Below are 26,359 nucleotides of genomic sequence, written 5' to 3'. Positions count from 1 at the left end.
GCGCTTGCATGGCATGCAAGAGGTCAGCGGTTCGATCCCGCTTAGCTCCACCAAATTCTGCACCCAGCGGATTTGGTTCGTAAAGAGGTCCTGTGGGGCTATAGCTCAGCTGGGAGAGCGCTTGCATGGCATGCAAGAGGTCAGCGGTTCGATCCCGCTTAGCTCCACCAAAATTCAGAACCCTCGCTTCGGCGGGGGTTTTTGTTTTTATCTATTTTCATGTAAAGCATTTTCTGCTTAAGTCAGTTAATCTCCAGCAATTAAAATCGAAAGTAATTTCAGACTTTTTCCTGATAAATCACCTTGCCTGCCCTAAATAAGCAACATAACATTTCCCCCATTAAACGTAATGAGGTTGCCGGAGTTTTAATTAACAATAATGGTTGATAAAATTAACATTAATATCAAAAAAACTCTGTTGGCCTTTATCGTCTGTTTAGTCGCTATTCCGCTGGCTCGTTTTATTTCACCGCAAACGGTTATTGATGGCAATCTTATTTATATTGCCTGGCTGCCCATTAGCGTGATGTTTTCTGTTATTTTTATCTTTGGCCGCTATGCGATTGCGCCATTAATCCTCGCATTTGCCATCACCAATTGCTTTCTTATTAAATTAACGCTACCGCAGGCGCTTATCTTACTCTTTTGTCAGCTGTTTGCGGTGTTCTTCTCCTGCGCTATTCTAAGACTGATGGTGGGTAAGCGCTGGCGCTGTGGCCCGACGGCAAAACATATGGGAGCGCGGATCTTCTGGGGCGGCTTCTTCGCGCCGGTGCTGCTGAAACTCACCATGTACCTTGCCGGGCAATATTTTGCTTTTCCCTTATCTATTACCAGCTATTTTGGCAGTATGCCATTGATTTATACCGTAATAGATATTCAAAGTTTAATCAGCGCGGCATTAATTTTTACCACTTTTTTATATTATCCAATGCGGATGATTATCAATCCACGCTACGCCCGACGTTTCTGGCGGCAGGAATGTTTACCGTGGCTGGCAGCAAAATATCGTTCCTTTACGCTATATTGGTTTATTGCGCTGGCGGTGATATTAACGCTATTGTGTGCGCCGTATCAGTCTGAATTTATTGCCGGTTATTTAGTTCCGGTGATTTTTATCGTCTACTTTATCGGGATTAGCCGAATTGGTCATGCGCTGCTGCGTATTTCATGGTCGGTCTCGGCTTTTTTACTGGTGGTGTATAACAAAAACTTTCTCCAGGGCGTCCAAAGCGAGTATTCATTATCCTTTGTGCTCTCAGTGCTGATCTCCTTTACTATCTGTTTGTTTTATATGGCAGACACCTATGCCCGTAGCGACCGCAATAAACGCCGCTGGCGTAGTCAGGCGGAAGAAGATCCGCTGACTGGCTTGCCTAACCTGCGCGCGCTGGAGAGCCATTTACAGAGCTGCCCGCAGCAGGTTATCTGCAGCCTGCGTATTCATAATCTCGACTTTCTCAGCAGGCATTATGGCCTGATGATGGGGGTGGACTGTAAACGGCAGATAATTCGGGCGCTGCAACCGCTGCTGGGGGCGGCGGATAAAGTTTTCCAGGTGCCGGGCAGCGAACTGATCCTCGTGCTTGACGGACCGGAGCCTTCGTCCCGTTTGCACCATATGGTCGCGGTTCTCAACCACAAAAAATTCAGCTGGCACAATCAGCCGCTGGATCTGGAGTTTGGCGCGGCCTGGGGCCGCGACGACGGTCAGCGCGAGGGTCTTCACCAGATGCTGGGTCAGCTAAGCTGGCTTTCCGAACAGGCGGGCAGCGAACGTCGGGTGCTGGCCCTGGATGAGGAGCAGGAGCTGGTGGTGGATCAAACCACCGAACAGGTGCGCCTCCTCATGCGCGTCAAGCAGGTGCTCAAAGAGCGGGCGCTGATGCTCTATGCGCAGCCGATTCATAACAGGGAAGGGGAGGGATATCATGAGATCCTCACCCGCATGCGCTGTGGCGATAGCGTCATTATGCCCGATCAGTTTATCCCGTTGATTGTGCAGTTTAACCTCAGCCAACGTTTCGACATGCTGGTGCTGGAGACCTTGTTCAGCGTGCTTCATCAGCACCCTGGCCAGCGATTCTCGGTCAATCTGCTGCCTGCAACTCTGATGCAAAAGGACAGCGCCGCGCAGATTATCGCGCTGTTTCAACGCTATGCGGTCTCACCAGGCCTTATCACTATTGAAGTCACTGAAGAGCAGGCCTTTTCCAATGCCGACATCAGCCAGCAAAATCTTGAAGCGCTGCGCGCGTTTGGCTGTGCCATCGCCATTGATGACTTTGGCACCGGGTATGCGAACTATGAACGACTGAAGCATCTGCAGGCCGATATCATCAAGATTGACGGCTGCTTCGTTCGCGACATCCTCACTGACCCGCTGGATGCCATTATGGTGAAATCGATTGTTGAGATGGCGCGGGCGAAACAGATGAGCGTGGTGGCGGAATATGTCGAAAGCGAACCGCAAAAAGCGCGCTTGCTGGAGCTGGGGGTGAATTATCTGCAGGGCTACCTGGTGGGCAAGCCCCGGCCGCTGGGCGAATGACGGGTAAAAAAAAGCCGGACATTGCCCGGCTCAGAGGACTGGCGCCTGTTACAGAACCAGAGCCGCAATTGAAGCAGACAGTACGCTGACCAGCGTGGAGCCGTAAACCAGCTTCAGACCGAAGCGTGAAACCACGTTGCCCTGTTCTTCGTTCAGACCTTTAATCGCCCCGGCGATGATGCCGATAGACGAGAAGTTGGCGAAGGAGACCAGGAATATAGAGATAATGCCTTCCGCACGCGGGGAGAGCGTCGAGGCGATTTTCTGCAGATCCATCATGGCGACGAATTCATTGGAGACCAGCTTGGTGGCCATAATACTACCCACCTGCAGCGCTTCGCTTGCCGGCACACCCATCACCCAGGCGACCGGGTAGAAGATATAGCCAAGGATCCCCTGGAAGGAGATGCTGTAGCCGAACCAGCCGGTCACGGTAGCGAACAGGGCGTTCAGCGCGGAGATCAGCGCGATGAAGCCGATCAGCATCGCCGCCACGATAATCGCAACTTTAAAGCCCGCCAGAATGTATTCGCCCAGCATCTCGAAGAAGCTTTGACCTTCGTGCAGATTCGACATCTGCAGATTTTCTTCACTCTCTTCCACGCGGTACGGGTTAATCAACGACAGCACGATAAAGGTGCTGAACATGTTGAGCACCAGCGCCGCGACGACGTACTTCGGCTGCAGCATGGTCATATACGCGCCGACGATGGACATCGATACGGTGGACATCGCGGTCGCCGCCATGGTGTACATACGGTTGCGCGACATTTTGCCGAGAATATCTTTATAGGCAATAAAGTTTTCCGACTGGCCGAGGATCAGCGAGCTGACGGCGTTGAAGGACTCCAGTTTGCCCATGCCGTTGATTTTCGACAGCACGGTACCGATGGCGCGGATAACAATCGGCAGGATGCGAATATGCTGCAAAATACCGATCAAAGCGGAAATGAAGACGATAGGGCACAGAACCTTAAGGAAGAAGAAGGCCAGACCTTTGTCGTTCATGCTGCCGAACACGAAGTTTGTCCCTTCGTTGGCAAAGCCGAGAAGTTTTTCAAACATCTCGGAGAAGCCTTTCACAAAACCCAGACCAATATCGGAGTTGAGGAAGAACCAGGCCAGCAGGACTTCAATGACAAGCAGTTGAACAACATAACGAATACGGATCTTTTTACGGTCATGACTGACCAACAGGGCCAGTATAGCCACCACAACGATCGCGAGGACAAAATGCAAGACGCGGTCCATAGTTGCTCCAAATATGAGGCAGGTTAAATTTCCGTGCACATTCTATGCAACGGCTTTAAAGAAAACGAGATCAATTGCACACTATTGCAAGGAACTGTGACCAATGGCAAAAATAGTGATCAAACATCCACTTTTGTTATGTTACGTAAAGGTTTTAAAAGTTGCATTCTTGTACTACTCTTAATATTTGGCGCGATCGGATTTTCTGACGCCCTTTTCCATATCCGGCCAGCAATTGTTCCCTCCTATCACAGCAATTATTATCTCCATTCTAAATGAACTTGATAATCATTCGCATTTTGATAGCATGAAACATAGCAAAGGCTATATTTCCAGAGGCAGAAGATGACTAGCAGTCGCGTTGAGAATAGCAGTAGTCGCGCCGCGCGCAAGGTGAAGTTCGCCTTAATGGGGCCCGCTTTCGTCGCTGCCATTGGCTATATCGATCCGGGTAATTTCGCCACGAATATTCAGGCTGGCGCCAGCTTTGGCTATCAGCTGCTGTGGGTCGTAGTATGGGCCAACCTGATGGCGATGCTGATCCAGGTGCTCTCTGCCAAACTGGGCATTGCCACCGGTAAAAACCTGGCCGAGCAGATCCGCGACCATTACCCGCGCCCGGTGGTGTGGTTTTATTGGGTACAGGCGGAAATCATCGCCATGGCCACCGATCTGGCCGAATTTATCGGCGCTGCGATTGGCTTTAAGCTGGTGCTGGGCGTATCGCTTCTGCAAGGGGCGGTGCTGACCGGGGTGGCGACCTTCCTGATCCTGATGCTGCAGCGGCGCGGGCAAAAACCGCTGGAGAAGGTGATTGGCGGCTTGCTGTTGTTTGTTGCCGTCGCCTATGTCGTTGAATTGATCTTTTCCCAGCCCGCGCTGGCTCCCCTGACCAAAGGGCTGGCGATCCCTACGCTGCCCAACGGCGAGGCGGTATTCTTAGCCGCCGGGGTGCTGGGGGCCACTATTATGCCGCACGTGATCTACTTACACTCCTCGCTTACCCAGCATCTGCACGGCGGGACGCGAAAAGAACGCTATAACGCGACCCGCTGGGATGTGGCGATCGCCATGACCATTGCGGGGTTCGTTAACCTGGCGATGATGGCGACCGCCGCGGCGGCATTCCACTTCAACGGCCATACCGGCGTCGCCGATCTCGATCAGGCTTACAGAACGCTTGAGCCACTGCTGAGCCACGCGGCGGCGACTATCTTTGGCCTCAGCCTGGTCGCTGCAGGTTTATCCTCGACGGTGGTGGGGACTCTCGCAGGCCAGGTGGTCATGCAGGGCTTCATCCGCTTTCATATTCCGCTGTGGTTTCGCCGGGCGGTCACCATGCTGCCGTCGTTTGTCGTCATTCTGCTGGGACTGGATCCAACGCGTATTCTGGTGATGAGTCAGGTGTTGCTCAGCTTTGGTATTGCGCTTGCCCTGGTGCCGCTGCTGATATTTACCAGCAATGCAAAGCTAATGGGAGACCTGGTGAATACCCGTTGGGTGAGAGGCATCGGCTGGGCGATAGTCGCCATCGTGGTGAGCCTGAACGGCTGGTTAATTGTGGGATCGCTGCTCGGGGTGGATTGATGACTTCCTGCTGCAGAATAAAGCAAAGGGGAGCCGATGGGCTCCCCTTTTCGTCTGTTAGTGATGGCCATGTCCATGACCGTGACCGCGTCCGCCGGGACCACGTCCCCAGCCGCCGCGATGGTCGTCGCGGTCGCTCCAGCCCGCGCGATAGCCGCGCTCCCAGGCTTTATCTCTGCCTTTGTACCAGCCTTTGTGCCAGCCGTTGTCATGACGATGCCAACGGTTATCACGCCATTCATAGTGACGACGCCAGTAATCACGGTCGCGCCAGCCGCCACCGTCCCAGTAGTTACCGTAATTGTCACGATCGCCTATTTGTAATTTTACCGATGGCAGCAGGGTGATTTCACCAGCGTTAGCGACTAGTGGCGCTGCGGCCAGCAGTACTGCTGCCAGAATCAGTGACCTGAACATACTCTTCTCCTTCACGATCGGGGCCGTAAGCGGCCTGTTAACCTGATATTACGGGCCGGTAAAGACCCGTCGCATCGGACGAACTCCGAAAGCGCAGAAAAGAGCACTTTTTGCTAAAGTAACATTTGCTTTACAGCGCCAGGATGGCATCAATCGCCGCGCACTCCCCGGCGCTGAAATGACGGTTTTTCAGCATCCCTACCGCATCATCCAGCTGGGCGGTTTTGCTGGCGCCGATCAGCACGGAGGTGACTTTCTCCTCGCGCAGCACCCAGGCCAGCGCCATCTGCGACAGCTTCTGCCCGCGGGCTTCCGCCAGCGTATTCAGCTGACGAATTTTTTCTAATTTGGCGCTGGTCAGTTGCTCCGGCTGCAGAAAACGACTGCTGCTGGCGGCGCGTGAGTCTGCCGGAATGCCGTTAAGATAGCGGTCGGTTAGCTGCCCGCCGGCCAGCGGTGAAAACGCTATACTTCCCACCCCTTCGGTATGCAAAAAATCCAGTAATCCCTCTTCCACACCGCGTTCAAACATGGAGTAGCGAGGCTGGTGAATGACGCAGGGGGTGCCGAGGTCGTTAAGGATTTTCACCGCTTCTCGCGCCTGGGCGAGCGGATAGTTAGAGAGGCCGACGTACAACGCTTTACCCTGGCGGACAAGATGATCGAGCGCGCGCATCGTTTCCGTCAGCGGTGTCTCCGGGTCCGGGCGGTGATGATAAAAAATATCGACATACTCCAGCCCCATGCGCCGCAGGCTCTGGTTCAGACTGGCCACCAGGTATTTGCGTGAACCCCAGTCGCCGTAAGGGCCGTCCCACATGGTGTAGCCCGCTTTGGTGGAGATGATCAACTCATCGCGATAGGGCAGGAGGGCCTCTTTAAGGATGCGGCCAAAATTGCTCTCCGCCGAGCCCGGCGGCGGCCCATAATTATTGGCCAGGTCGAAATGGGTAATGCCGAGATCAAACGCGTGCAGGAGCATCTGCCGGCTGGTTTCCACCCGCGTTTCATCGCCAAAGTTATGCCACAGACCGAGAGAAATAGCCGGGAGCTGAAGGCCGCTGCTCCCGCAGCGACGATAGGCCATCGTTTGATATCGCGTGGTGCTTGCCTGGTAAACCATTCTTCCTCCGCAGATAAAACAGGGTGTGTATACGTTTACACTAATCAATGTTTTGCGTGGAGTACACCGCTTTTTGGGCGTAACTATTGCTTTACACCGGCTTTATCGTCCCCCTTCTGGACAGGCGGATCGCTTATTCAATACTCAAATTACACCTGCACCAAAATGAGGATAATGGACATGCAACCGACCTACACTATTGGGGATTATCTGCTGGATCGCCTCGTTGACTGCGGTATTGACCGCTTGTTCGGCGTACCAGGAGATTACAACTTACAGTTTCTCGATCGCGTCATCGCGCACAGCGCCTTGGGGTGGGTCGGCTGCGCCAACGAGCTGAATGCGGCCTATGCTGCTGACGGTTACGCACGGATTAAGGGGGCCGGCGCGTTATTAACAACCTACGGCGTCGGCGAACTAAGCGCCCTGAACGGCGTGGCGGGAAGCTATGCGGAGCATATTCCGGTATTACATATCGTCGGTGCGCCCTCCACTGGCGCTCAGCAGCGCGGCGAACTGCTGCATCACACCCTGGGTGACGGCGATTTCCGCCATTTTGCGCGAATGAGCGAGCAGATCACCTGTAGCCAGGCGCTGCTGACCGCTGGCAACGCCTGCCATGAGATCGACCGTGTTCTGCGCGATATGCTGACGCATCATCGACCCGGCTATCTGATGTTGCCGGCCGATGTCGCCAGAGCGGCAGCGATCGCCCCAGCGCAGCGCTTGCTGGTGGAGGCCGCTCCGGCGGATCAAAACCAGCTCGCCGGATTCTGCGAACATGCTAGCCGCCTGCTGCGGGGCAGTCGACGCATTTCCCTGCTGGCAGACTTCCTCGCGCAACGCTATGGCCTGCAGAACACGCTCCGGGAGTGGGTAGCGAAAACCCCCGTCGCCCACGCCACCATGCTCATGGGCAAGGGGCTGTTCGATGAGCAGCAGAGAGGTTTTGTCGGCACTTACAGCGGCATCGCCAGCGCGCCGCAGACCCGGGAGGCTATCGAAAACGCCGACACCATCATCTGCATTGGTACGCGCTTCACCGACACTATCACCGCAGGGTTCACCCAGCATCTGGCGCGGGAGAAGACCATTGAGATCCAGCCCTTCGCCGTCAGGGTGGGCGATCACTGGTTCAGCGGCGTGCCAATGGATCAAGCCCTGGCTGCATTAATGACGCTTTCCGCCCCGCTGGCAGCGGAGTGGGCGGCGCCTCAGGTCGTGGCGCCGGAAGTGGAAGAGGAGGGCGAAGGCGAGTTAACCCAGAAGAATTTCTGGTCGACAGTGCAGGATGCGCTGCGCCCCGGCGATATTATCCTCGCCGATCAGGGGACGGCGGCATTTGGCATCGCGGCGCTTAAGCTCCCCTCTGAGGCATCGCTGATCGTCCAGCCGCTGTGGGGATCGATTGGTTTTACCCTCCCGGCCGCCTATGGCGCGCAAACCGCGGCGGCAGAGCGGCGGGTGGTGCTGATCGTCGGCGATGGCGCCGCCCAGCTGACGATTCAGGAAATGGGCTCTATGCTGCGCGATAAACAAAAGCCGCTTATTCTGCTGCTTAATAACGAAGGGTATACCGTAGAACGGGCGATTCACGGTCCGGAGCAGCGCTACAATGATATTGCCCTGTGGGACTGGCGGCGCCTGCCGGAAGCCTTCGCCCCGGACGTTGCCTCGCGCTGCTGGCGGGTTACGCACACTGCTGAGCTACGGGAGGCGATGGCGGAGAGTATCACCTCCGATACTCTCACCCTGGTGGAAGTGATGCTGCCGAAAATGGATATCCCCGATTTCCTGCGCGCGGTGACGCAGGCGCTGGAGGAACGAAACAGCCGCGTTTAGTCGGTATGGTGTCTGGCAATCATTAAGGGCCTCCCGGCCAGCAGCAGCCAGGCCGGGAGCATCACAATGCACAGCAGCGGCAGCAGCGTGGTGTCCGGAACCACCACAGCGGCCATAAACAGGCTCAGCCAGCCGTCGCGGGTGACGACCAGCACCATGCCGAGGATCGCGCAGGAGACGGTAATTGCCGCCGGCACGGCGTCCACGTGGGCATGCAGCATCAGCCCCAGCGCCACGCCGACGAAGACCGCGGGGAAAATCCGCCCGCCGCGAAAGCCGCAGGCCGAGGCGAGAACCAGCGCAGCCAGTTTGACCAGCGCAATGAGCAGATAATCCGAGGCGGTCAGCGTCTGGCTGAAGGCCAACTGCTGCATCTCATCCAGCCCCTTAAACAGCGTTAAATGTCCGCCAATGGTTCCAAGGATCCCTAACAGCAAGCCGCCGAGGCCCAGCGTCAGGATTGGGTTTTTCAGGCGATGCATCAGCGTGTGCAGGCGCGGCAGACACCAGACGGCGACCATACCGACAGCGATAGCGATCAGGGCGACGATCATGCCGCTGACGATATCGACGAAGTGCATCTGGCTATAGTGCGCGATCGGCAGCGTGAAGTGGGGGTGGAAAAACAGCCCGGTCGTCAGCGCGCCCGCGGCGGCGGCAAGCATCGGGGCAAACAGACGATCCCACAGCGGCGACTCGTTGCTGCTGTTCAGGGTTTGCGAAAAAATCAGCGCGGCGGCCACCGGGGTGCCGAAGAGGGCGCCGATGGTGCCTGAGGCCGCGAGAATGGTCCAGTCCAGAGAGCTGACCCGGGGGAACAGTCGGGAGCCGACGGCGACGGCCAGCGCAATATTCACCACCATAATTGGATGCTCCGGGCCCAGGCTGACGCCGCCGGCGAGGCCAAGGATCAGCGCCGCCAGCAGCCCGGGCAGCGCGCCGGTGGCAATAGGCGCGCCGATTAACGACTCGGTCGCCGGGTCCGGCCCGGCGTGCCCCGGGCTGTAACGGACGACCAGGCCCACCGCGATCCCCGTCGCCGTGAGAATGGCGATGATCCACAGCGGGTTGTCGGCGCTCACCCCAAACTGCACAGGCAGATTGCTCCACAGAAAGCGCTGCAGCAACGCGGCAACTTTCATCGCGCCGATCAGGATCAAACTGGAGGCGATGCCAATCAGGATAGCTGGCACCGACAGGATCAGCATTGTTCTGGCGCGAGGATGGAGCATGAAAATGTCCTTGTTAAAGTTCAGGAGCACTACTTTGCCTTTGTCGACGGGGACCGTCGATGCAAATGGTGCTGAAACGATAAAGTTAAGGCGGCGTCTGATACCCGTGGCCTCGTTAATAGGCTACTTTGCATTGATTACAAACTAAATGTGACCTGTGTCGCTAAACAAGGGGCGTCCGCGAGTTGGACGTTGTTGTTAAGCCGCCATGAATTTACAGTGTGCCAAAAGATTTATTTTGACTTTAGCGGAGCCGTAACGGAATGACAAAATTTGCTTTAGTAGGAGATGTCGGGGGGACCAACGCCCGCCTGGCGCTGTGTGATCTGGCGAGCGGAGAGATCTCTCGTGCAAAGACCTATTCCGGGCTCGATTACCCCAGTCTGGAGGCGGTGGTGCGCGTCTATCTCGAGGAGCATCAGGTGACGGTCAGCGAAGGCTGTATCGCCATCGCTTGCCCGATCACCGGCGACTGGGTGGCGATGACCAACCATACCTGGGCCTTCTCCATCGCCGAGATGAAGCGCAACCTTGGCTTTGCGCACCTGGAGATTATTAACGATTTCACTGCCGTTTCAATGGCCATCCCGATGCTGAAAGCTGAGCACCTGATTCAGTTCGGCGGCAGCGCGCCGGTAGCCGGCAAACCGATCGCCGTTTATGGCGCCGGAACCGGGCTGGGCGTAGCCCATCTGGTGCACGTTGATAAGCGCTGGGTCAGCCTGCCTGGCGAAGGCGGCCATGTCGATTTTGCGCCGAACAGTGAAGAAGAGGGCATTATTCTGGAAGAGCTGCGCGCTGAACTGGGGCACGTCTCCGCAGAACGCGTGCTCTCGGGGCCTGGTCTGGTCAACCTCTATCGCGCGATAGTCAAATCGGATGGTCGACTGCCGGAGAACCTGCAGCCGCGTGAGGTCACCGAGCGGGCGCTGGCGGATAGCTGCACCGACTGTCGCCGGGCGCTGTCGCTGTTCTGCGTCATTATGGGGCGCTTCGGTGGAAACCTGGCGCTGACCCTGGGGACGTTTGGCGGCGTGTATATCGCCGGCGGCATCGTGCCGCGCTTCCTGGAGTTCTTTAAAGCCTCCGGCTTCCGCGGCGGTTTTGAGGACAAAGGCCGATTTAAAGCCTATGTCCAGGATATCCCGGTTTACCTGATCGTGCATGACAACCCAGGCCTGCTGGGCTCCGGCGCGCATCTGCGTCAGACTCTGGGTCAGGTGCTGTAAGCGCATTCCTCCCGGGCTACCGCCGTAGCCCGGCAAGGCGGGGCTCCCCGCCGTCTACAGATTCATCAGCTGGCGAAACTCTTTCACTTTACTGCGACTGACCGGAACCTGAAACTCCAGGTCGCGCAGGCGTAGCACGTAGGTATTGTTAAACCATGGCTCAATTTCACGAATTTTGCTGAGATTCACACAGTACGAGCGGTGACAGCGAAAGAAATGTGCGGTGGGCAGTTTGCTGCAGAATTCGGTAATGTTCATCGGCATGACGAAAGACTCCCGGCGAGTGTAGACGAAGGTCATCTTCTCGTGTGCCTCTGCATAATAGATATCATGGATACTGGTGACGATGATCCGCTCATCTTTTATCAGATTGATGGTGTCGTTTTCCCGAGGCGCCGCGCTGGCTAGCCCGGAGGCGGCGTTATTTTGCTGCTGCCAGGCGGCGGTCAGCTTCTGCAGCATATTGATGATGCGCGACTCCTGGTAGGGCTTGAGGATGTAGTCAAACGCCTCAAGCTCAAAGGCTTCCACGGCGTGTTCTTTCCACGCGGTGATAAAAACGATAAAAGGCTTATGGGCGAACTGGCTGATGTTTTGCGCCAGCAGAACGCCGTCCAGCGACGGAATATTGATATCGAGAAAGATGGCGTCGACCTTGTTGTGCTGGAGAAATTTCAGCACGTCCAGGCCGTCGTCAAAGCTGCCGACGATCTCCATCTGGCTGTGGGTGTTGATAAGCCAGGAGAGCTCCTGTTGGGCCAGAAACTCATCCTCCACAATGATAACTTTCATCTTTTCTCCGCTCATGACAACAGAGACTCCGTCAGCGCCTGCGACGTAGAGTGATTGGGGACATAAAAGGCGATTTCCGTTCCTGGCGTCAGGGTGCGGATATGCAGCCCCTCGCCGTAGAGCAGTTTCACCCGATGATGAACGTTGAGCAGGCCGATTTTGTTACCTGGCATTTCATCGGCTTCCACGCGGGCGACCACGGCGGGATCGATGCCGTTGCCGGTGTCGCGAACGCTGATGCGAACCCGATTGCCGCACTCATTGATGCCGATCGTCACCACCCCTTTCCCTTTACACGGCTGAATGCCGTGCACAATGGCATTTTCCACCAGGGGCTGGATAAGCAGGCTCGGGATCACGCAGCTGACGTCGTCGTCAATATCATAGATGACCGTCAGTTTGTCGCCGAATCGCGCCTGTTCAATGGCGATGTAATCTTTGATCTGATACAGCTCTCGTTTGATATCGATCTGCTCATCGTCTTTTAATTCGATGTTATAGCGCAGATAGCGCGACAGATTAAAAATGAGCTGGCGCGCGGTGTCCGGATTAAGGCGAATCGAGGAGGAGATCGCGTTCAGGGCATTGAATAAAAAGTGCGGGTTAATCTTGCTTTGCAGAGCGCGCAGCTCCGCTTTGTTGGCCATCTCCCGCAGCTGTTCGGCGCGGGAAACCTCCAGCTGGGTGGAGATGATTTGTGACAGGCCAATCGCCATCTCCTGCAGCGTCGAGGTGATGCGATGGGCGTGGCAGTAATAGATTTTTAGCGTGCCGGTGACCACCCCCTTTTCCCACAGCGGGATGACCATTAAGGAGTGGATCTCCGGCGTGCGGTGGGCTTCGTCATTGTTTTTTATAATGATCTTTCCATAACGAATGGCCTGTCGGGTGGTGGGGCTGATGACATCGTCATGGTGTTGATAGTTGGCTTCACCGACGCCCACGTAGGCCAGCACGTGTTCCGTATTGGTGATTGCCACCGCGTCGGCGGTAATGTCGCGGCGGATGATGTCGCAAACCTGGCGCAGAGAATCGCTGTTGACCTGACGGAACAGCGGCAGGGTTTTGTTGGCAATGTCGAGCGCCAGTTTCGCCTGCCGCGCGGCGCTGGCCTCCTTTTCCCCTTCCACGCTCTGCACCAGCAGCACGATAAAACCGATGCAGACGCTGCCGAGGATCATCGGGATACCAATTTTCGAGACGATATCCAGGCCGAGGCTCAGAGAGGGCGCCCAGACTATCACCAGGATCATGGTCAGGGTCTCGCAGACCATGCCGGCCAGAATGCCGATTTTCCAGCGTTGATCGCGGGCCACCTTGCGGTTAATCAACCCCGACAGCAGACCGGCGATGATGCTGGTGATAAAGCAGGGTACAGCGGTCACGCCGTCAATATCAATCAGATAGCGGTGCACACCGGCAATCACCCCGACAATGGCTCCCACCCATGGGCCAAACAGGATCCCGCCGGACATCACGGCGATGATGCGCACGTTTACCAGCGATCCTTCCACCGGCACACCGGACCAGGTACTGAAGAGCGCGAACAGCGAGAAGATGGCGGTGACAGCCAGCAGCTCTTTCGGCGTATGCGCTGATTTATGCAGCAGTTCGCGGAACAGGCGCAGGCGAATAAGGAAAAACAGGCAAATAAGCATCAGGGCCGCACGATCATAGACCGCCAGCATCATAGTAAAGATTTCGTGCATGGGTGCGCCGCGTCAGTGGCCAGAAAAGAACATGATAAAAAACCTGACGACAGAAGACCAGCCGCAGAAAAATAATGAGGAAAAGACGCACTTTTAAAAGGGGATTGATTGGTGGGGGGCGATGTACCGCTAGACAGCAGGGGAAACGATAAATACCGGTGATAGAAAAGATATCAATATGTTACCACTTGCATACAAAACGGTATTCATCCCGCGGCGTACTGCCGTATTTAGCGCAGACGATACCCGTTTTTAACGCCAGTGATTATTTTTCGTCAGGGCTCTCGACAACGTGTTTTTTTTCAGGTTATTTTCTAAACGAGCCGCAACAGCGGCAGCGTCGCTCGGACGGTCCGGGCGCTAACGTTAATCAGAGGAACCTATGGCTGAATCCAGTCCTGAACGCCGTTTTACGCGTATCGATCGTCTCCCCCCGTACGTTTTTAATATTACTGCCGAACTGAAAATGGCTGCGCGCCGGCGCGGCGAAGATATTATCGATTTCAGTATGGGCAATCCCGATGGCGCGACGCCGCCGCATATCGTGGAAAAACTCTGCACCGTCGCGCAGCGGCCTGACACCCATGGTTACTCTACCTCGCGGGGGATCCCACGCCTGCGTCGCGCTATTTCGCGCTGGTATGAAGAACGCTATAACGTCGATATCGATCCGGAATCGGAAGCGATTGTCACCATTGGTTCGAAAGAGGGGCTGGCGCACCTGATGCTGGCGACGCTGGATCATGGCGACACCGTGCTGGTGCCGAACCCCAGCTATCCGATCCATATCTACGGCGCGGTGATTGCCGGGGCGCAGGTGCGCTCGGTGCCGCTGGTGGAAGGGGTGGATTTCTTTAACGAACTGGAACGCGCCATCCGCGAGAGCTATCCGAAGCCGAAGATGATGATCCTTGGCTTTCCCTCGAATCCGACCGCGCAGTGCGTCGAGCTGGATTTCTTTGAAAAGGTTGTCGCCCTGGCGAAGCAGTATGACATCCTGGTCGTCCACGATCTGGCCTATGCCGATATCGTGTATGACGGCTGGAAAGCGCCCTCCATTATGCAGGTGCCCGGCGCGCGCGATGTCGCCGTCGAGTTCTTTACCCTGTCGAAAAGCTATAACATGGCCGGCTGGCGCATTGGCTTTATGGTCGGGAATAAGACCCTGGTGAACGCGCTCGCCCGCATCAAAAGCTACCATGACTACGGCACGTTTACGCCTCTGCAGGTGGCGGCGATAGCGGCCCTGGAGGGCGATCAGCAATGCGTGCGGGATATCGCTGAACAGTATAAGCGCCGCCGCGATGTGCTGGTGAAAGGGCTCCACGAGGCCGGCTGGATGGTTGAGTGTCCGAAGGCGTCCATGTACGTCTGGGCGAAAATTCCGGAACCTTATGCCGACATGGGCTCGCTGGAGTTTGCGAAAAAGCTGCTTAACGAAGCGAAGGTTTGCGTCTCTCCGGGGATTGGCTTTGGCGATTATGGCGATACCCATGTCCGCTTCGCGCTGATCGAGAACCGGGACCGGACGCGTCAGGCGATCCGCGGCATCAAAGCGATGTTCCGCGCTGATGGCTTACTGCCCGCTGCGAGCTAGCGCTTCGGCGAATACGCTATAACAAAAACGGGAACCTGTGGGCTCCCGTTTTTTTGACACCGCTGCAGTCTAGATCATCAGGGCAAAAGTACCGGCCCAAACGATGACCATAAAAGAGAGACCCATAAAGAAGTATTTCACGACTCATTACTCCACGCGCTTATGCGACGTTCAAATGAATTAATTGTTCTGTTTTTCAAGGGCTGTCGCCGGTGAAATCTCACCCTGCGGCAGCTCGCAATTCTGTGCGTTTAGTGCTCCAGATGGCGCTAATGTACGCCTAAAAAATCAGGGAAACAAGGGGCATTTTTTTATTAATTTTTAGTTACTTACGAGTGTCGTGATTCGGCGACACATTAATTTCGCCCGATAATAAATTTAGCGCCAGCGACGCTACCAAAACGGGTTTCTCGTTAGTGAGATTAGCGGGGCTAGTCAGGCTTGGCGCGCGGCATTCAGGTTGCCACGCGCCGCCGGTTTAATGCAGATCAGAGGCGCGCTGTCGCCACTCGGCCGGGTAGTGCGCTGGGATAAAGCGCAGCGTGAGCGCCATGAGTAACAGGACACAAAGCGCATGCCAGGACCAGTCAAGGGTGTAGTTCCCGCTCAGGCTACGCAGCAGGCCGGAAAGCCAGGGCGACAGGCCGGCGATGATAAATCCGATACCTTGCATAAAGGCTACCAGCCGGCCGGCCACCGTCGGTTGCCCGGCGTGATCGAGGGCCAGCACCAGGCACAGGGGAAACGCGCCGCCCAGACCCACGCCGCAGGCGAGGGCCCAAAGCGCTGGGAAGTGCTGCGGCAGCCAGATGAAGCCGCAGAACCCAATCAGCTGTAGCGCCAGAGCAAGCAGCAGAAGCTGGCGCCGGTCATCCTGGCGAGCCAGCGCCGGCAGCAGCAGCGCGCCCGCGGTTTGCCCAACCGTCAGCAGCGCCAGCAGCGAGCCGCTGTACTGGGCGCTGTCGCCAAGCTGCATATAGTAGGGCGGCAGCCAGGCGATTAGACTGGCGTAGCCGGCGTTGATCAGTCCGAAATAGATTCCCAGCGTCCAGGCGCGGCGCTGGCCAATAATCGCCACCCGGGGCGCGGCGCTGGTCTGATGCGGGGCGCGGGGCAGGTGCCGACAAATCGCCAGCCAGCTGAACAGGGCGAGGAGGGCGGGGAGCGCCCACCAGGCCAGCGCATCCCGCCATGCTGTGCTATGCGACGCCAGCCATGGCGTAAACGCAGCGCCTAACCCGCCACCGCCCATTAGCGCCGCTGACCATAGCCCCATCACCAGCGGCGTCCGGCGGGCGAACAAGCGCTTAATTACCGCCGGGATGGCAGCCTGGATTATGCCGATGCCAACGCCTCCGGCCAGGGCGCTGGTGAGCAGTAGGCCGCTATTCGGAGCGATTTCCCGCAGCAGGGCGCCCGCCGCGATAATCAGCAGGCTTAGCGCAATGCTACGGTTTTGACCGACATAACGATCGACCGAACCGGCGGCCAGCGCCAGCACGCCCATCGCTATCACCGGCAGGGCGGTCAGTAGCGCGGCCAGGGTATAGCTCATCCCGCTGGCGGCGCGGATCTCCGGAAGCAAAGGGCCGATGGAGGTGAGCAGCGGTCGCATATTTATGCCGATCAGCACCAGGATCCCCAGCGTCAGATTCTGTCGCAATACGGCTTTCATGGCTGCTGTTCCGCCCACCGCTGATAAACTGCCAGCCCCTCCGGCTGCGGGCGATGATGGATCGGCAACGTCTGCTGCGCCAGCGGCTGCTGCAACTGCTGATAAATCGCGGCGGTAGATAGCTGGAAAGGTTCTCCGTCCTGATTGCTGTTGGCGAAAAACACTTCCCGCACGCCGGTTAAATAGAGGGCGCTAAGACACATCGGGCAAGGTTGTCCGCTGGCGTAGATAACGCACTCGCGCAGAACCTCGCTCCCCAGCCTGGCGGCAATATCGCGGACGGCATTCAGTTCGGCATGCGCCGTTGGGTCGCCGCTTAGATGAAAGGTATTGACGGCTTCGGCGACAACCTCGTCATGGCGCACCAGCACGGCGCCAAAGGGACGACCGCCGTGGCTGATGTTGTGGTTTGCCAGCGTTAGGGCGCGCTGGAGATAGCGATCGTGAGCGGACATAGTCACTCCTGCATAAGATGCTGTTCAGGGAAAAAAAGGCAACGGGTCGTGCGTAGAGGGTACGTAACTTGTTTCATAAGTTAAAAGACTTATTTATGATTAACCCTAGTTGAATTACTTATAGGTAAGCGGATGCTCCTGCGCCATCTTTCCTACTTTATCGCCGTGGCAGAACACCGTGGCTTTACTCGCGCCGCCGCGGCGCTGCACGTCTCCCAGCCTGCGCTGTCACAGCAGATCCGCCAGCTTGAAGCCATGCTGGAGGTTCAGCTTTTCGATCGTTCTGGCCGTTATACCCGGTTAACCGATGCCGGAGAGATCTGGCTGGAGTATGCCCGCCGGGCGTTACGCGATCTTGAGGAAGGGCGGCGCGCTCTGCATGACGCTGAGGATCTGCAGCGTGGCAAACTCCGCATTGCCATGACGCCGACCTTCACCACCTATATGCTGGGACCGCTGGTGGAAAACTACTATCGACGCTACCCCGGAGTGAAATTGCTGATTCAGGAGATGAACCAGGAGCGCATGGAAACGATGTTGCTGCAGGATGAACTGGATGTCGGCATTGCCTTTGACGAAAGCCGTTCCCGGGATATTGTCGTTCATCCGCTGCTGACGGAAACCCTCGCGTTGGTGGTGAGCCGCAGTCATCCTCTGGCCAGAGAGAACGCGCTCCGGCTGCAGGCGCTCGACGCGCAGCCGCTGATTTTACTGAGCAGCGAGTTTGCCACCCGGGAGCAGATCGATCGTTATTGCCGTCGTCATCGGCTCGAACCTGACGTGCGGATGGAGGCCAACTCTATCGGCGCCGTTATGTCGGTCATTCGGCGCACGCCCCTTGCGACACTGCTGCCGGCGGCGATCGCCGGGCAGTTTGATGATGTAGTGGCTATTGAGCTCGAACCTGCGCTGCTGCAGCGAACGGCCTGTTTGCTACAGCGCAGGGATGCATGGCAGAGCGCCGCGGCACGCGAATTTATCGCCCTGGCGCGGGAGATTGCGCTAACGCTTGAGCAGGAAAACCGCCTGCCTCCTGCCTGACGGCCTGCGTCGCTCGGCGGCGAGCCTGGACTAACTGTGGGTTGCGCTGCTGAAGTCGGCCTCATTGGGCAGGACATCCTCTCTCAGCATGACTTCCTCCTTAAGCCTTTCCAGCACGTGATGAAAGAGCTGGGTCTTGTCTGGCTCAGCCATCTTCTGCAATTTCACATTAAATAAAGTATGGGACTGAATTAGATCGTGGATAAATTCCAGCAGTACCTCACTTTGCGGAAGGGAGGTTAATTCCTGATGGATATAACCGGTTTGTTGCCGTAGCGGATTTTTTGTGACATCCATCGGTCGGGCGCTAATGCTATGGGCAAATATTTTCTCAATTGCCTGACTGGTAATATAGAGCCGGTTCAATGACAGGGTGGGGTTTTCTGCCTCCTGCGGAATGAAGTGACAATATACAAACGGTTTCTCAGGCAGCATCATGCTGAGCCTGTTTTCATGATGAATATCGTCAGGCGCCTCCAGTAACGCCATTAAATTCCGGCTGTGCGGATGCCAGAGACCTGACGCAGTGACCTTGACGTTGAACTGCGTGACGGTATTCCCGCGCAGGGTTTCCATGACGGGAATATCGCCATCAAGCCGCAGAATGCTATGGACATGAGAGTGTGGCGACCAGAAGGTTTCCACCGTCTCCGATGAATTGAGTGGATTAAATGTGCTGGTTACTTCTTTTTCCTGATGAGAAAGGACGGCGAGTTTTAATGTTCCCCGCGTCGGGTTAAGCTTCAGGCATAGATTGATCGCGCCGATATCATGCCAGTGAAGAATATCTTCAATTTCGCAGTTTAGTAATTTTTGCGCCCGGGGGAGAGAACAATACTCCATTGGCGGTAAATTATTTAATTTCCAGATATTCCGTTCTGTTATATTCATAAGGTTTTTTTGTTGCTGAAAAAATAGCGGTTAGTATTGGGCGTAATCATCTAACAGCCACGTTTTATTGCCTGGGTTTAATGACCTGATTAATGAAATGCATTCACGTTGAGAATATTATATCGATAAGTTGATTATTCTTATTGTTACGTCAGATATTAACTTGACTGCGTAATCCTATCATTTGTTTCGCTCGAGAAAAATAGTTTGCTTAGCGCCTGAATACAACACTTTTTTGTTATTTTTTATTAATGACTCCGACGAGGGAGAACACAGCATGAGGAAAATGCGGCTCTCGAGATAAATGCCATGACGACAGGGATAACGCAAACGGACGCTCTCGGCATCCGTTTGCGGCGGCCATGCTTATCGGCTGACAGAGGGATAGCGATCCCCCGGCTGCGCGATGGCATACCAGGCCATCATCTCCGCGGTTCCCGGCTGCCCTTCGGCTGGCGCCCAGTCCATGGTGTCGATTTCAGCAAGCGGCTGATAAGCGCCTTGTTTGACTTCAAATACCATTCCTCCTGCGTCAAGTGAGAGCACCGTATGCCAGGTGCCGGGCTCCATTTCCAGGGCCGTGCAGGTTTCACCCAGCACCACCCGGTTAGTAATCACGCCATGGTCATCAAAATTTAGCACCACAAAGCGGCCTTTCAGCGACAGCAAAAGTTCAAAAGTATGTCGGTGCCGGTGCGGGCGGATATAGGTGCCGGGTTCCATAGCGATAGCCAGGCGCTGCACCGGATCGCTCAGCTCAGGGTGAAAATTGCGATGGGCACGTAAGCGCGGGGAAGTGGCTGCCGCTTCGCTCTGCTGCTGCATATCGCTAAGGGTGATCTGTTTCATACCAACGCCTGGCTCCTTTGTTGTCCAGAGAGTGTTTCATCGGCAGGGCGGCAGGTTGACGCCCAGGCCACGCGATATTGTACGCAGAAAGCGTGTTGCTGTCGGTTAATTGTCGAGGCTATCGAGTACAGGAGGACTTCTGCCAGGCAACCACACAATTCCTTCCTGCTTTTTTTGCCTGGTACAGGGCGTCGTCGGCGCGGTTAAGTAATTCAGTCTCTACCGTTTTAGGATCCTCCGTAGTGGCAAGGCCGATACTGATCGTGACGCTCTCGGGGAGTTTAACCCTGCTGCTGACGTCGCCTGGGGAGATAATAGCCTGACGAATCCGCTCGGCGATGAGTTGCGCCTGCAGTTGGCCAACGTCAGGCAGTAATAGTGCAAATTCCTCGCCGCCTGTTCTGGCCACAATATCATCTCTTCGAACCTGATCCTGAAGAACCCAGGCTACATACTGAATAACAAGATCTCCCTGAAAGTGGCCATATTTGTCATTTATGCGTTTGAAATGATCGATGTCGCATAACAAGATAGACAATGGTTTTTGCACAGAGACCCGTTGCATTTTTTTTGTCAGCGCAAGGTAAAAATAGCGACGGTTGTACAGCTGCGTCAGATAATCACGAATCGAGTTCTGATAGGCATTCTCATATTTATTGTTGGATAATTGATAAAGCTTAAACGCATTAAGGAAAATAATAATAATAAAGATCAGGGTGCCCAGCGTTTCGAAAAGCCTCGCTTTATACCATGTGTTTTCGCTAGCGACATCTGCGGTTGTTAAGAAAGAGAAGGTTAAGATATAAACGAAGCAGTAAAAATAGATTCCTGTCCAGAATATATTTCTGAAGCGGGTTAATGCAATCGTCGTGAAAAAGAGGAGCGTCCACATGTAAACCATTATATTACTGGCTAAGCGTATCGTTGGTTCATACAAGTGCATTGAGGAAAATCCAACAATCAGGACGATAGCTAAAGTAAGGCTTATGCAGGCAAAGGTAATAATAATGTGATTATGGGAGGCCAGCAGGCGATGCGAACGAAATCTGGATACTAATGCCGCGGTGGTGATTTGGGTGAGTGTTAAGGCGTTGCGGTAAAAGTAATATCGCAGAAATTCATTGTATGAGATTGAGTCGTTGAGATTGCAATAAAACAGTTTGCTGTAATTTTGTAACGCAAGAATCATCATTATGGCAGAGCCAATAAAGGCACAGGCTACGGGTATGAGAAACAGACAGCGTTTATCACTTAAGTATTTTAAAGCGATAGTTATTGATATTAAAAAGTAAAATATCAGAATAATAAGGGTCATGCCGTAAAACAACAACGGCGCCGGGGTCGTTATCGTGTTAATGTAGGTTGTGGTAAAATTAATTAAGCAAAATAGCGCCAGTATAGATACTATAAAAAACAACGGTGTCCGGAGCGTTGATGAGGCTGAAGGCCTGTTCATTAGGTCATACCTGTCAGGGTAAGAAAACTATGTTGTTATGATCGTGAATATCAATATTGTGAATGACGGTGAGGAGTGAGCAGTATGCTTTTCGTGCGGTTGCTGCTGACGATATCATTACGTTTTACAACTCATCTTTTCCTGTGAGTCTTTCTTTTTATTTGTAAAATGATCACTGGTGTTTTCCTCTTTTTAAAAAGAGGAATGGCGCAACGGGTTTTATATCTATAAATAAATCACTTTGTGCGTTAACAGGGAGGGGCATTGATGATCAGGTCGGTACTAGCTTGAGTGAACTATCTACCGGAGCTGCAGAAAAATCATCAAAAATCGCCGTGGATCCGTCATAAAACAGGAGGGGCGTGGTGTCCCCTGCAGGAATCGAACCTGCAACTAGCCCTTAGGAGGGGCTCGTTATATCCATTTAACTAAGGGGACAAGGCGGCACGAGTATAGCGTTTTTCGCCCGCCTGAGTAAGTGCCATACCGTCTGACTGCTTAAACCCTCGCCATTCTGAGCGCTTTTTTTATGCCCGGTCGGCGTTTTTGGCTTTTCCGGCGGCCTGCGCGCGGGCTTCTGCTTTTCGCTTGTTGCTCATGTCGTTACGGATCTGCGCATGGCTCAACAGCGCGAAGATGAAGGTTCCGCCGCAGATATTTCCCGCCAGCGTCGGCAGGGCGAACGGCCAGATGAAGTCGCTCCAGGGAAGGCTTCCGTTAAATACCAGATAGAGGATCTCTACCGAGCCCACCACGATATGGGTGGTATCCGCCAGGGCGATAAGCCAGGTCATCAGAATGATCACCACGATCTTGGCGGCGCCGGCAAGGGGAAACATCCAGACCATGGTGGCGACCAGCCAGCCGGAAATAATCGCATTGGCGAACATCTCCGTCGGGCTGTTTTTCATCACATCTTCGGCGATGCTGACGAAGGCCTGGCGGGTCGGCTCATCAAAAACAGGCATATAATTGAAGGCCCATGCGGCCACCGCGGTGCCGATGAGATTGCCCGCCAGTACCACCGACCATAGCCGCATCAGCAAACCGACGTTTCCGGGGGTGGGATTGTGCATCACCGGCAGTACGGCGGTGACCGTGTTTTCCGTGAACAGCTGCTGGCGGGCCATAATCACGATAATAAAGCCGAAGGTATACCCGAGGTTCTCGAGTAAAAATCCGCCAGGGATCCCCTCCAGCTTGACGTGAAAAATCCCTTTCGCCAGCAGGGAGGCGCCCATCGACAGACCGGCCGCAATCGCCGACCACAGCAGGGCCAGCGCATCGCGCTCCATCTCTTTTTCCCCTTCCTGGCGAATATGTTCATGGATCGCCATCGCCCGAGAGGGAAGGCGATCTTCGTCAACTTCTATCTCTTCACCGCGCTGTTTTTCTTCACTTTCGACCTCGCGTTCGTCATCCGCAGGCTTTAATTTGTTATCGTCTGGTTCATCCATTTCACGGCCCTCGCTGACAAGTTATCTAGTTAAAGCGTAGCGGCTTTCCCTGGCGACTGGCTGGGGATACTCTTAAATCGCAAAAATGGTTACGCCAGATTTTTATCGCTCCGCTAGAATAGGAGCCCCGCGATCTCGTTATTCCCAGGCTATGATCAAATCAACAACTTGGGTGATATAGACATCGTTCAACGTGCTGTTACAATCGCTCACATCTTTACGGGCGGAAACGTTGTCTTTCCGTCATGGATGGCAACTCGCGATAGCCATAAAAACCAGGGAGACATCTATGAATTATCGCCTGTCGGCGCTTGCGCTTGGCGCCACATTGCTGGTGGGATGTGCCAGTTCCAGCTCTGGCGATCAGCCGCAGGGGCGCTCAGACCCGTTAGAAGGGTTTAACCGCACGATGTTCAATTTCAACTTTAACGTGGTTGATCCTTACGTGCTTCGTCCCGTCGCGGTGGCATGGCGTGACTATGTTCCGCAGCCGGCGCGCAATGGCTTAAGTAACTTCACCAGCAACCTGGAAGAGCCGGCGGTGATGGTGAACTCCTTCCTGCAGGGCGACCCCTATAAAGGGATGGTCCACTTTACCCGCTTCTTCCTGAACACCATCCTCGGGATGGGGGGGCTGATCGATGTCGCCGGGATGGCTAATCCGCAGCTGCAGCGCGTTGAACCGCATCGTTTCGGCAGCACGCTTGGCCACTATGGCGTCGGCTATGGTCCGTATGTGCAACTGCCATTCTACGGCAGCTTTACCCTGCGCGACGAAGGCGGCGATATGGCCGATGGCCTTTATCCGGTGCTCTCCTGGCTGACCTGGCCGATGTCGATCGGCAAATGGGCGGTGGAAGGCATTGAAACACGCGCTCAGCTGCTGGATTCCGACGGCCTGCTGCGCCAGTCTTCCGATCCTTACATTATGGTGCGTGAAGCTTACTTCCAGCGTCATGACTTTATCGCCAACGGCGGTAAGCTGACCCCGGCGGACAATCCGAACGCCCAGGCCATTCAGGATGAACTGAAAGATATCGATTCACAGTAATCGGCAAAGAAAAAAAGGGTGAACATGATGTTCACCCTTTTTTGTTGTGTGCCGCTTATCAGAAGCGGTAGTTGAAGTTGGCGCCGTACAGCCAGGCGGTCCCTTCGGAGCGGAAGGTATACGGGCCTTCCTTGATTTCAACATGCTGCCCGTGCATATAGGAAATCCCGACGTCAACCGACGCATCCTTGTTGAACGCGTAGGTGGTACCCGCGCTCAGCCACAGGCGATCCTGATCCGGAATGGAAATGGAGCGATTGTTGGCTGGTACCGGGCTGTCATCGAAGGCGATACCGGTGCGGAAGGTCCAGTTATCGTCATAATAATAGGTGGTCCCCAACGCAAGTCGGTAGGCGTCCTTAAAGCCTTCCTCTTTATAGAACAGCGTCTGGCCGTTGCTGCCGGTGGCTTTCAGCTCCTGGAACTGACTCCAGCTGGTGTAGGTCAGACTGTAGTGGACCGCCCACTGCGGCGCTACGCGGTTATAACCCGACAGCTCCCACATTTCCGGCAGGTTAAGGGTCAGTGAACCGTCGGTGGTTTGGCCATTAGTACCTGCTGGCAGACCGAAGTTGCCGAGGATCTGGTTATAGGCTGCCGGCAGGCTGCTGCGGTAGTTACCGTCGAAGTCGATCTTGACCTCGGAACGGTAGGTTAAACCGTAGCGGTTATTTTTATCCAGCTCGTAGAGGATACCGGCGTTCCAGCCAAAGCCCCAGGCGTTGCCGTTAAGATGGGCGATCTGCGTGTCGGCCGGGATCTTCGCTACCTGGCCCGCCAGCGCCGGCGGCAGCGCGCCCGAGCCAGCGACAATCTGCCCCAGATCGCCAGCATAGCGCTCGATCTTCGCCTTAGCGTAGACCGCGTCAAAGCCTAAGCCGAAGCTCCAGTTGCTGTCGAGACGGTAGGCGCCGCTCAGGTTAAAGTTCGCGGTGGTCAGGTCGGTTTTCCCGCCCATGCTGCCGGCGGCATAGTCATCGTTGTATTCGGTTGCCAGGCCGTAGTTGGAGGTGATGGACGCCCCCCAACCAAACTGATCGTTAATCGGCGCGACAAAGTGGAAGTTAGGTACCCACGCCGTCGGGGCGATATTGTCTGCATTCAGGCTTTTGCCGGTGGGTGAAGTCCCGGAGACATTGACGCCCGGGTCGACAAAAACGGCGCCCGCCGACATGGTCGGACGGTCAAACATCATAATTAATGCCGGGTTACGACTGGCATTGCCTGCATCGTCTGCGATAGCCCCTTCACCGGAATAGGCCCGACCCAGCCCTGATGAAGAGAATTCGTTGAGCTGGAAGCCTGCTGACCAGGCCTGGGTGGAAACAAGTGCGACAGCCACTGCAAGGGCAGATTGGGTAAAGCGGGTTTTCTGGCTCATGCCCATAACCTCATTGAGTTATTTTTTTTTAAACTATGTTACATGCCGTAACAGAAGCGCGGAAGTGTAGGGTCTGCGGTACAACAGAGAAATCAGACCAGTGCGCTGAGTATAGGTCTGACCAGATGAGTTGTTGCAAGTTTGTTTATGAAGTTTTTCAATTGTGATAACAGAAACGCGATCCAGCTGGCAAAATTGTCGGGGGGAAGGAGAGAGAAAAAAGGTGATTTTTGTTTTAGATCATTTTTAAGTGTGATTTCTGTCACTTAACGCCGCGATGGCGATTATCGGCTGGAGGCAGACCAGAGAGCGGGCGTAAAATAGGCACATAAATTGTCTGGCACCGCAGGTGCATATCCAGAGGAAATCTACGATGAGTAAATGTAGCGCTGATGAAACCCCGGTTTGCTGCTGTATGGATGTTGGGACCATTGTCGACAACACCGACTGCACCGCCTCATACAGCCGCGTATTCGCCAACCGTGCGGAAGCAGAGCAAATGCTCGCCGCGCTGAGCGAAAAAGCCCGCAGTGTGGAATCTGAACCGTGCAAGATTAATCCCGTCTTCGCCGACGTTGACGGCGGCGTACAGCTGGATATCGATTTTGTGTTTAGCTGTGAGGCCGAATCCCTGATCTTCCAGTTGGGTCTGCGTTAATCCCTCCGCTTAACGCCCCGTGAAAGGGGCGTTATCTTTTCCGTTCAATGTGTTTTGGCTCGCAATTTTTCGCTTCCCCGATTGGCTTAATGTAAAAAATTAGTTAACAATGCTA

Annotated in this window: 22 protein-coding genes and 2 tRNA genes; 9 read left to right on the top strand and 15 right to left on the bottom strand. The window is 55.0% G+C overall.

Annotated elements, in window-relative coordinates:
• Positions 1-94 precede the first annotated feature (94 nt).
• Together ABLU73_RS06015 and ABLU73_RS06010 are read left to right on the top strand one after the other, a co-directional pair.
• A tRNA-Ala gene (locus ABLU73_RS06015) sits at positions 95-170 on the top strand.
• Between the two features lie 209 nt (positions 171-379).
• The gene (locus ABLU73_RS06010) at positions 380-2,551 is read left to right on the top strand and encodes an EAL domain-containing protein (protein ID WP_080841613.1); all 2,172 of its coding nucleotides are present in this window, start codon (positions 380-382) and stop codon (positions 2,549-2,551) included.
• 48 nt (positions 2,552-2,599) lie between these two features.
• Here the strand turns inward: ABLU73_RS06010 and nupC are convergent, their stop codons facing one another.
• Positions 2,600-3,802, bottom strand: a complete 1,203-nt coding sequence (nupC, locus tag ABLU73_RS06005) for a nucleoside permease NupC (protein WP_012540950.1) — start codon at positions 3,800-3,802, stop codon at positions 2,600-2,602.
• A gap of 345 nt (positions 3,803-4,147) precedes the next feature.
• Here nupC and ABLU73_RS06000 point away from each other — a divergent pair, with 345 nt between their 5' ends.
• A complete protein-coding gene (locus ABLU73_RS06000) occupies positions 4,148-5,389 on the top strand; it encodes an Nramp family divalent metal transporter (RefSeq protein WP_049093299.1) in 1,242 nt (413 codons plus the stop codon).
• A gap of 57 nt (positions 5,390-5,446) precedes the next feature.
• Here ABLU73_RS06000 and ABLU73_RS05995 read toward each other — a convergent pair whose 3' ends face one another.
• Both ABLU73_RS05995 and ABLU73_RS05990 read right to left on the bottom strand, forming a co-directional pair.
• Positions 5,447-5,806 carry a DUF2502 domain-containing protein gene (locus tag ABLU73_RS05995; protein ID WP_023318845.1) on the bottom strand — a complete coding sequence of 120 codons (360 nt, stop codon included), beginning with the start codon at positions 5,804-5,806 and terminating at the stop codon, positions 5,447-5,449.
• A 130-nt stretch (positions 5,807-5,936) separates the two neighbouring features.
• Entirely contained in the window at positions 5,937-6,929 is a 993-nt protein-coding gene (locus ABLU73_RS05990; RefSeq protein WP_264924702.1) for an aldo/keto reductase, read from the bottom strand.
• Positions 6,930-7,109: 180 nt separating this feature from the next.
• Between ABLU73_RS05990 and ABLU73_RS05985 the strand changes: the two genes are divergently transcribed.
• Complete coding sequence (locus ABLU73_RS05985) at positions 7,110-8,771, top strand: thiamine pyrophosphate-binding protein (RefSeq protein ID WP_017899493.1); 1,662 nt, start codon at positions 7,110-7,112, stop codon at positions 8,769-8,771.
• Here the strand turns inward: ABLU73_RS05985 and ABLU73_RS05980 are convergent.
• A complete protein-coding gene (locus ABLU73_RS05980) occupies positions 8,768-10,003 on the bottom strand; it encodes an ion channel protein (RefSeq protein WP_023318842.1) in 1,236 nt (411 codons plus the stop codon). The two genes, ABLU73_RS05985 and ABLU73_RS05980, sit on opposite strands and share 4 nt — an antisense overlap.
• 263 nt (positions 10,004-10,266) lie before the next feature.
• Between ABLU73_RS05980 and glk the strand changes: the two genes are divergently transcribed.
• Positions 10,267-11,232 carry a glucokinase gene (glk, locus tag ABLU73_RS05975; RefSeq protein ID WP_004202027.1) on the top strand — a complete coding sequence of 322 codons (966 nt, stop codon included), beginning with the start codon at positions 10,267-10,269 and terminating at the stop codon, positions 11,230-11,232.
• 54 nt (positions 11,233-11,286) lie between these two features.
• Here the strand turns inward: glk and ABLU73_RS05970 are convergent, their stop codons facing one another.
• Both ABLU73_RS05970 and ABLU73_RS05965 read right to left on the bottom strand, forming a co-directional pair.
• Positions 11,287-12,024 carry a LytTR family DNA-binding domain-containing protein gene (locus ABLU73_RS05970; protein ID WP_004202028.1) on the bottom strand — a complete coding sequence of 246 codons (738 nt, stop codon included), beginning with the start codon at positions 12,022-12,024 and terminating at the stop codon, positions 11,287-11,289.
• An 11-nt stretch (positions 12,025-12,035) separates the two neighbouring features.
• Positions 12,036-13,733 carry a sensor histidine kinase gene (locus ABLU73_RS05965; protein WP_136023301.1) on the bottom strand — a complete coding sequence of 566 codons (1,698 nt, stop codon included), beginning with the start codon at positions 13,731-13,733 and terminating at the stop codon, positions 12,036-12,038.
• A 382-nt stretch (positions 13,734-14,115) separates the two neighbouring features.
• Between ABLU73_RS05965 and alaC the strand changes: the two genes are divergently transcribed.
• Entirely contained in the window at positions 14,116-15,330 is a 1,215-nt protein-coding gene (alaC, locus tag ABLU73_RS05960; protein ID WP_004202031.1) for an alanine transaminase, read from the top strand.
• A gap of 69 nt (positions 15,331-15,399) precedes the next feature.
• Here the strand turns inward: alaC and ypdK are convergent, their stop codons facing one another.
• The 3 genes from ypdK to ABLU73_RS05945 form a co-directional block, all read right to left on the bottom strand.
• Positions 15,400-15,471 carry a membrane protein YpdK gene (ypdK, locus tag ABLU73_RS05955; RefSeq protein ID WP_099119320.1) on the bottom strand — a complete coding sequence of 24 codons (72 nt, stop codon included), beginning with the start codon at positions 15,469-15,471 and terminating at the stop codon, positions 15,400-15,402.
• Between the two features lie 337 nt (positions 15,472-15,808).
• Positions 15,809-17,005: a CynX/NimT family MFS transporter gene (locus tag ABLU73_RS05950; protein WP_106938822.1), complete on the bottom strand. Its 1,197-nt coding sequence runs from the start codon at positions 17,003-17,005 to the stop codon at positions 15,809-15,811.
• Positions 17,002-17,460, bottom strand: coding sequence for a nucleoside deaminase (locus tag ABLU73_RS05945; protein ID WP_004202034.1), 459 nt, complete (start codon positions 17,458-17,460; stop codon positions 17,002-17,004). The genes ABLU73_RS05950 and ABLU73_RS05945 overlap by 4 nt, the downstream gene beginning before the upstream one ends.
• Positions 17,461-17,592: 132 nt before the next feature.
• On the opposite strand from ABLU73_RS05945, the gene cynR reads away from it, so the two are divergent.
• On the top strand, positions 17,593-18,501 hold the full coding sequence (gene cynR, locus ABLU73_RS05940; RefSeq protein ID WP_017899498.1) for a transcriptional regulator CynR: 909 nt from the start codon (positions 17,593-17,595) through the stop codon (positions 18,499-18,501).
• A gap of 30 nt (positions 18,502-18,531) precedes the next feature.
• Here the strand turns inward: cynR and ABLU73_RS05935 are convergent, their stop codons facing one another.
• The 5 genes from ABLU73_RS05935 to ABLU73_RS05915 form a co-directional block, all read right to left on the bottom strand.
• On the bottom strand, positions 18,532-19,392 hold the full coding sequence (locus tag ABLU73_RS05935; RefSeq protein WP_264924701.1) for a hypothetical protein: 861 nt from the start codon (positions 19,390-19,392) through the stop codon (positions 18,532-18,534).
• A 366-nt stretch (positions 19,393-19,758) separates the two neighbouring features.
• Positions 19,759-20,241 carry a WbuC family cupin fold metalloprotein gene (locus ABLU73_RS05930; RefSeq protein WP_043520206.1) on the bottom strand — a complete coding sequence of 161 codons (483 nt, stop codon included), beginning with the start codon at positions 20,239-20,241 and terminating at the stop codon, positions 19,759-19,761.
• A 118-nt stretch (positions 20,242-20,359) separates the two neighbouring features.
• Positions 20,360-21,697 carry a sensor domain-containing diguanylate cyclase gene (locus tag ABLU73_RS05925; protein ID WP_156234154.1) on the bottom strand — a complete coding sequence of 446 codons (1,338 nt, stop codon included), beginning with the start codon at positions 21,695-21,697 and terminating at the stop codon, positions 20,360-20,362.
• Positions 21,698-22,060: 363 nt separating this feature from the next.
• A tRNA-Arg gene (locus tag ABLU73_RS05920) sits at positions 22,061-22,135 on the bottom strand.
• 89 nt (positions 22,136-22,224) lie between these two features.
• Positions 22,225-23,154: a formate/nitrite transporter family protein gene (locus tag ABLU73_RS05915; protein ID WP_004201800.1), complete on the bottom strand. Its 930-nt coding sequence runs from the start codon at positions 23,152-23,154 to the stop codon at positions 22,225-22,227.
• A gap of 289 nt (positions 23,155-23,443) precedes the next feature.
• On the opposite strand from ABLU73_RS05915, the gene mlaA reads away from it, so the two are divergent.
• Entirely contained in the window at positions 23,444-24,205 is a 762-nt protein-coding gene (gene mlaA, locus ABLU73_RS05910; RefSeq protein ID WP_004201799.1) for a phospholipid-binding lipoprotein MlaA, read from the top strand.
• Between the two features lie 58 nt (positions 24,206-24,263).
• On the opposite strand, the gene fadL is transcribed toward mlaA, so the two are convergent.
• Positions 24,264-25,586 (bottom strand): long-chain fatty acid transporter FadL, encoded by a 1,323-nt coding sequence (fadL, locus tag ABLU73_RS05905; protein WP_004201798.1) that lies wholly within the window; start codon positions 25,584-25,586, stop codon positions 24,264-24,266.
• Positions 25,587-25,959: 373 nt separating this feature from the next.
• Here fadL and ABLU73_RS05900 point away from each other — a divergent pair, with 373 nt between their 5' ends.
• Positions 25,960-26,244, top strand: coding sequence for a YfcZ/YiiS family protein (locus ABLU73_RS05900; protein WP_004201797.1), 285 nt, complete (start codon positions 25,960-25,962; stop codon positions 26,242-26,244).
• Positions 26,245-26,359: the final 115 nt, after the last annotated feature.

It is taken from the genome of Klebsiella sp. GG_Kp175 (genome assembly GCF_040062325.1).
GTDB lineage: Bacteria > Pseudomonadota > Gammaproteobacteria > Enterobacterales > Enterobacteriaceae > Klebsiella > Klebsiella quasipneumoniae.
The sequence above is the reverse complement of the archived record's forward strand: the minus strand, read 5'-3'. Positions and strand labels throughout refer to the sequence as shown.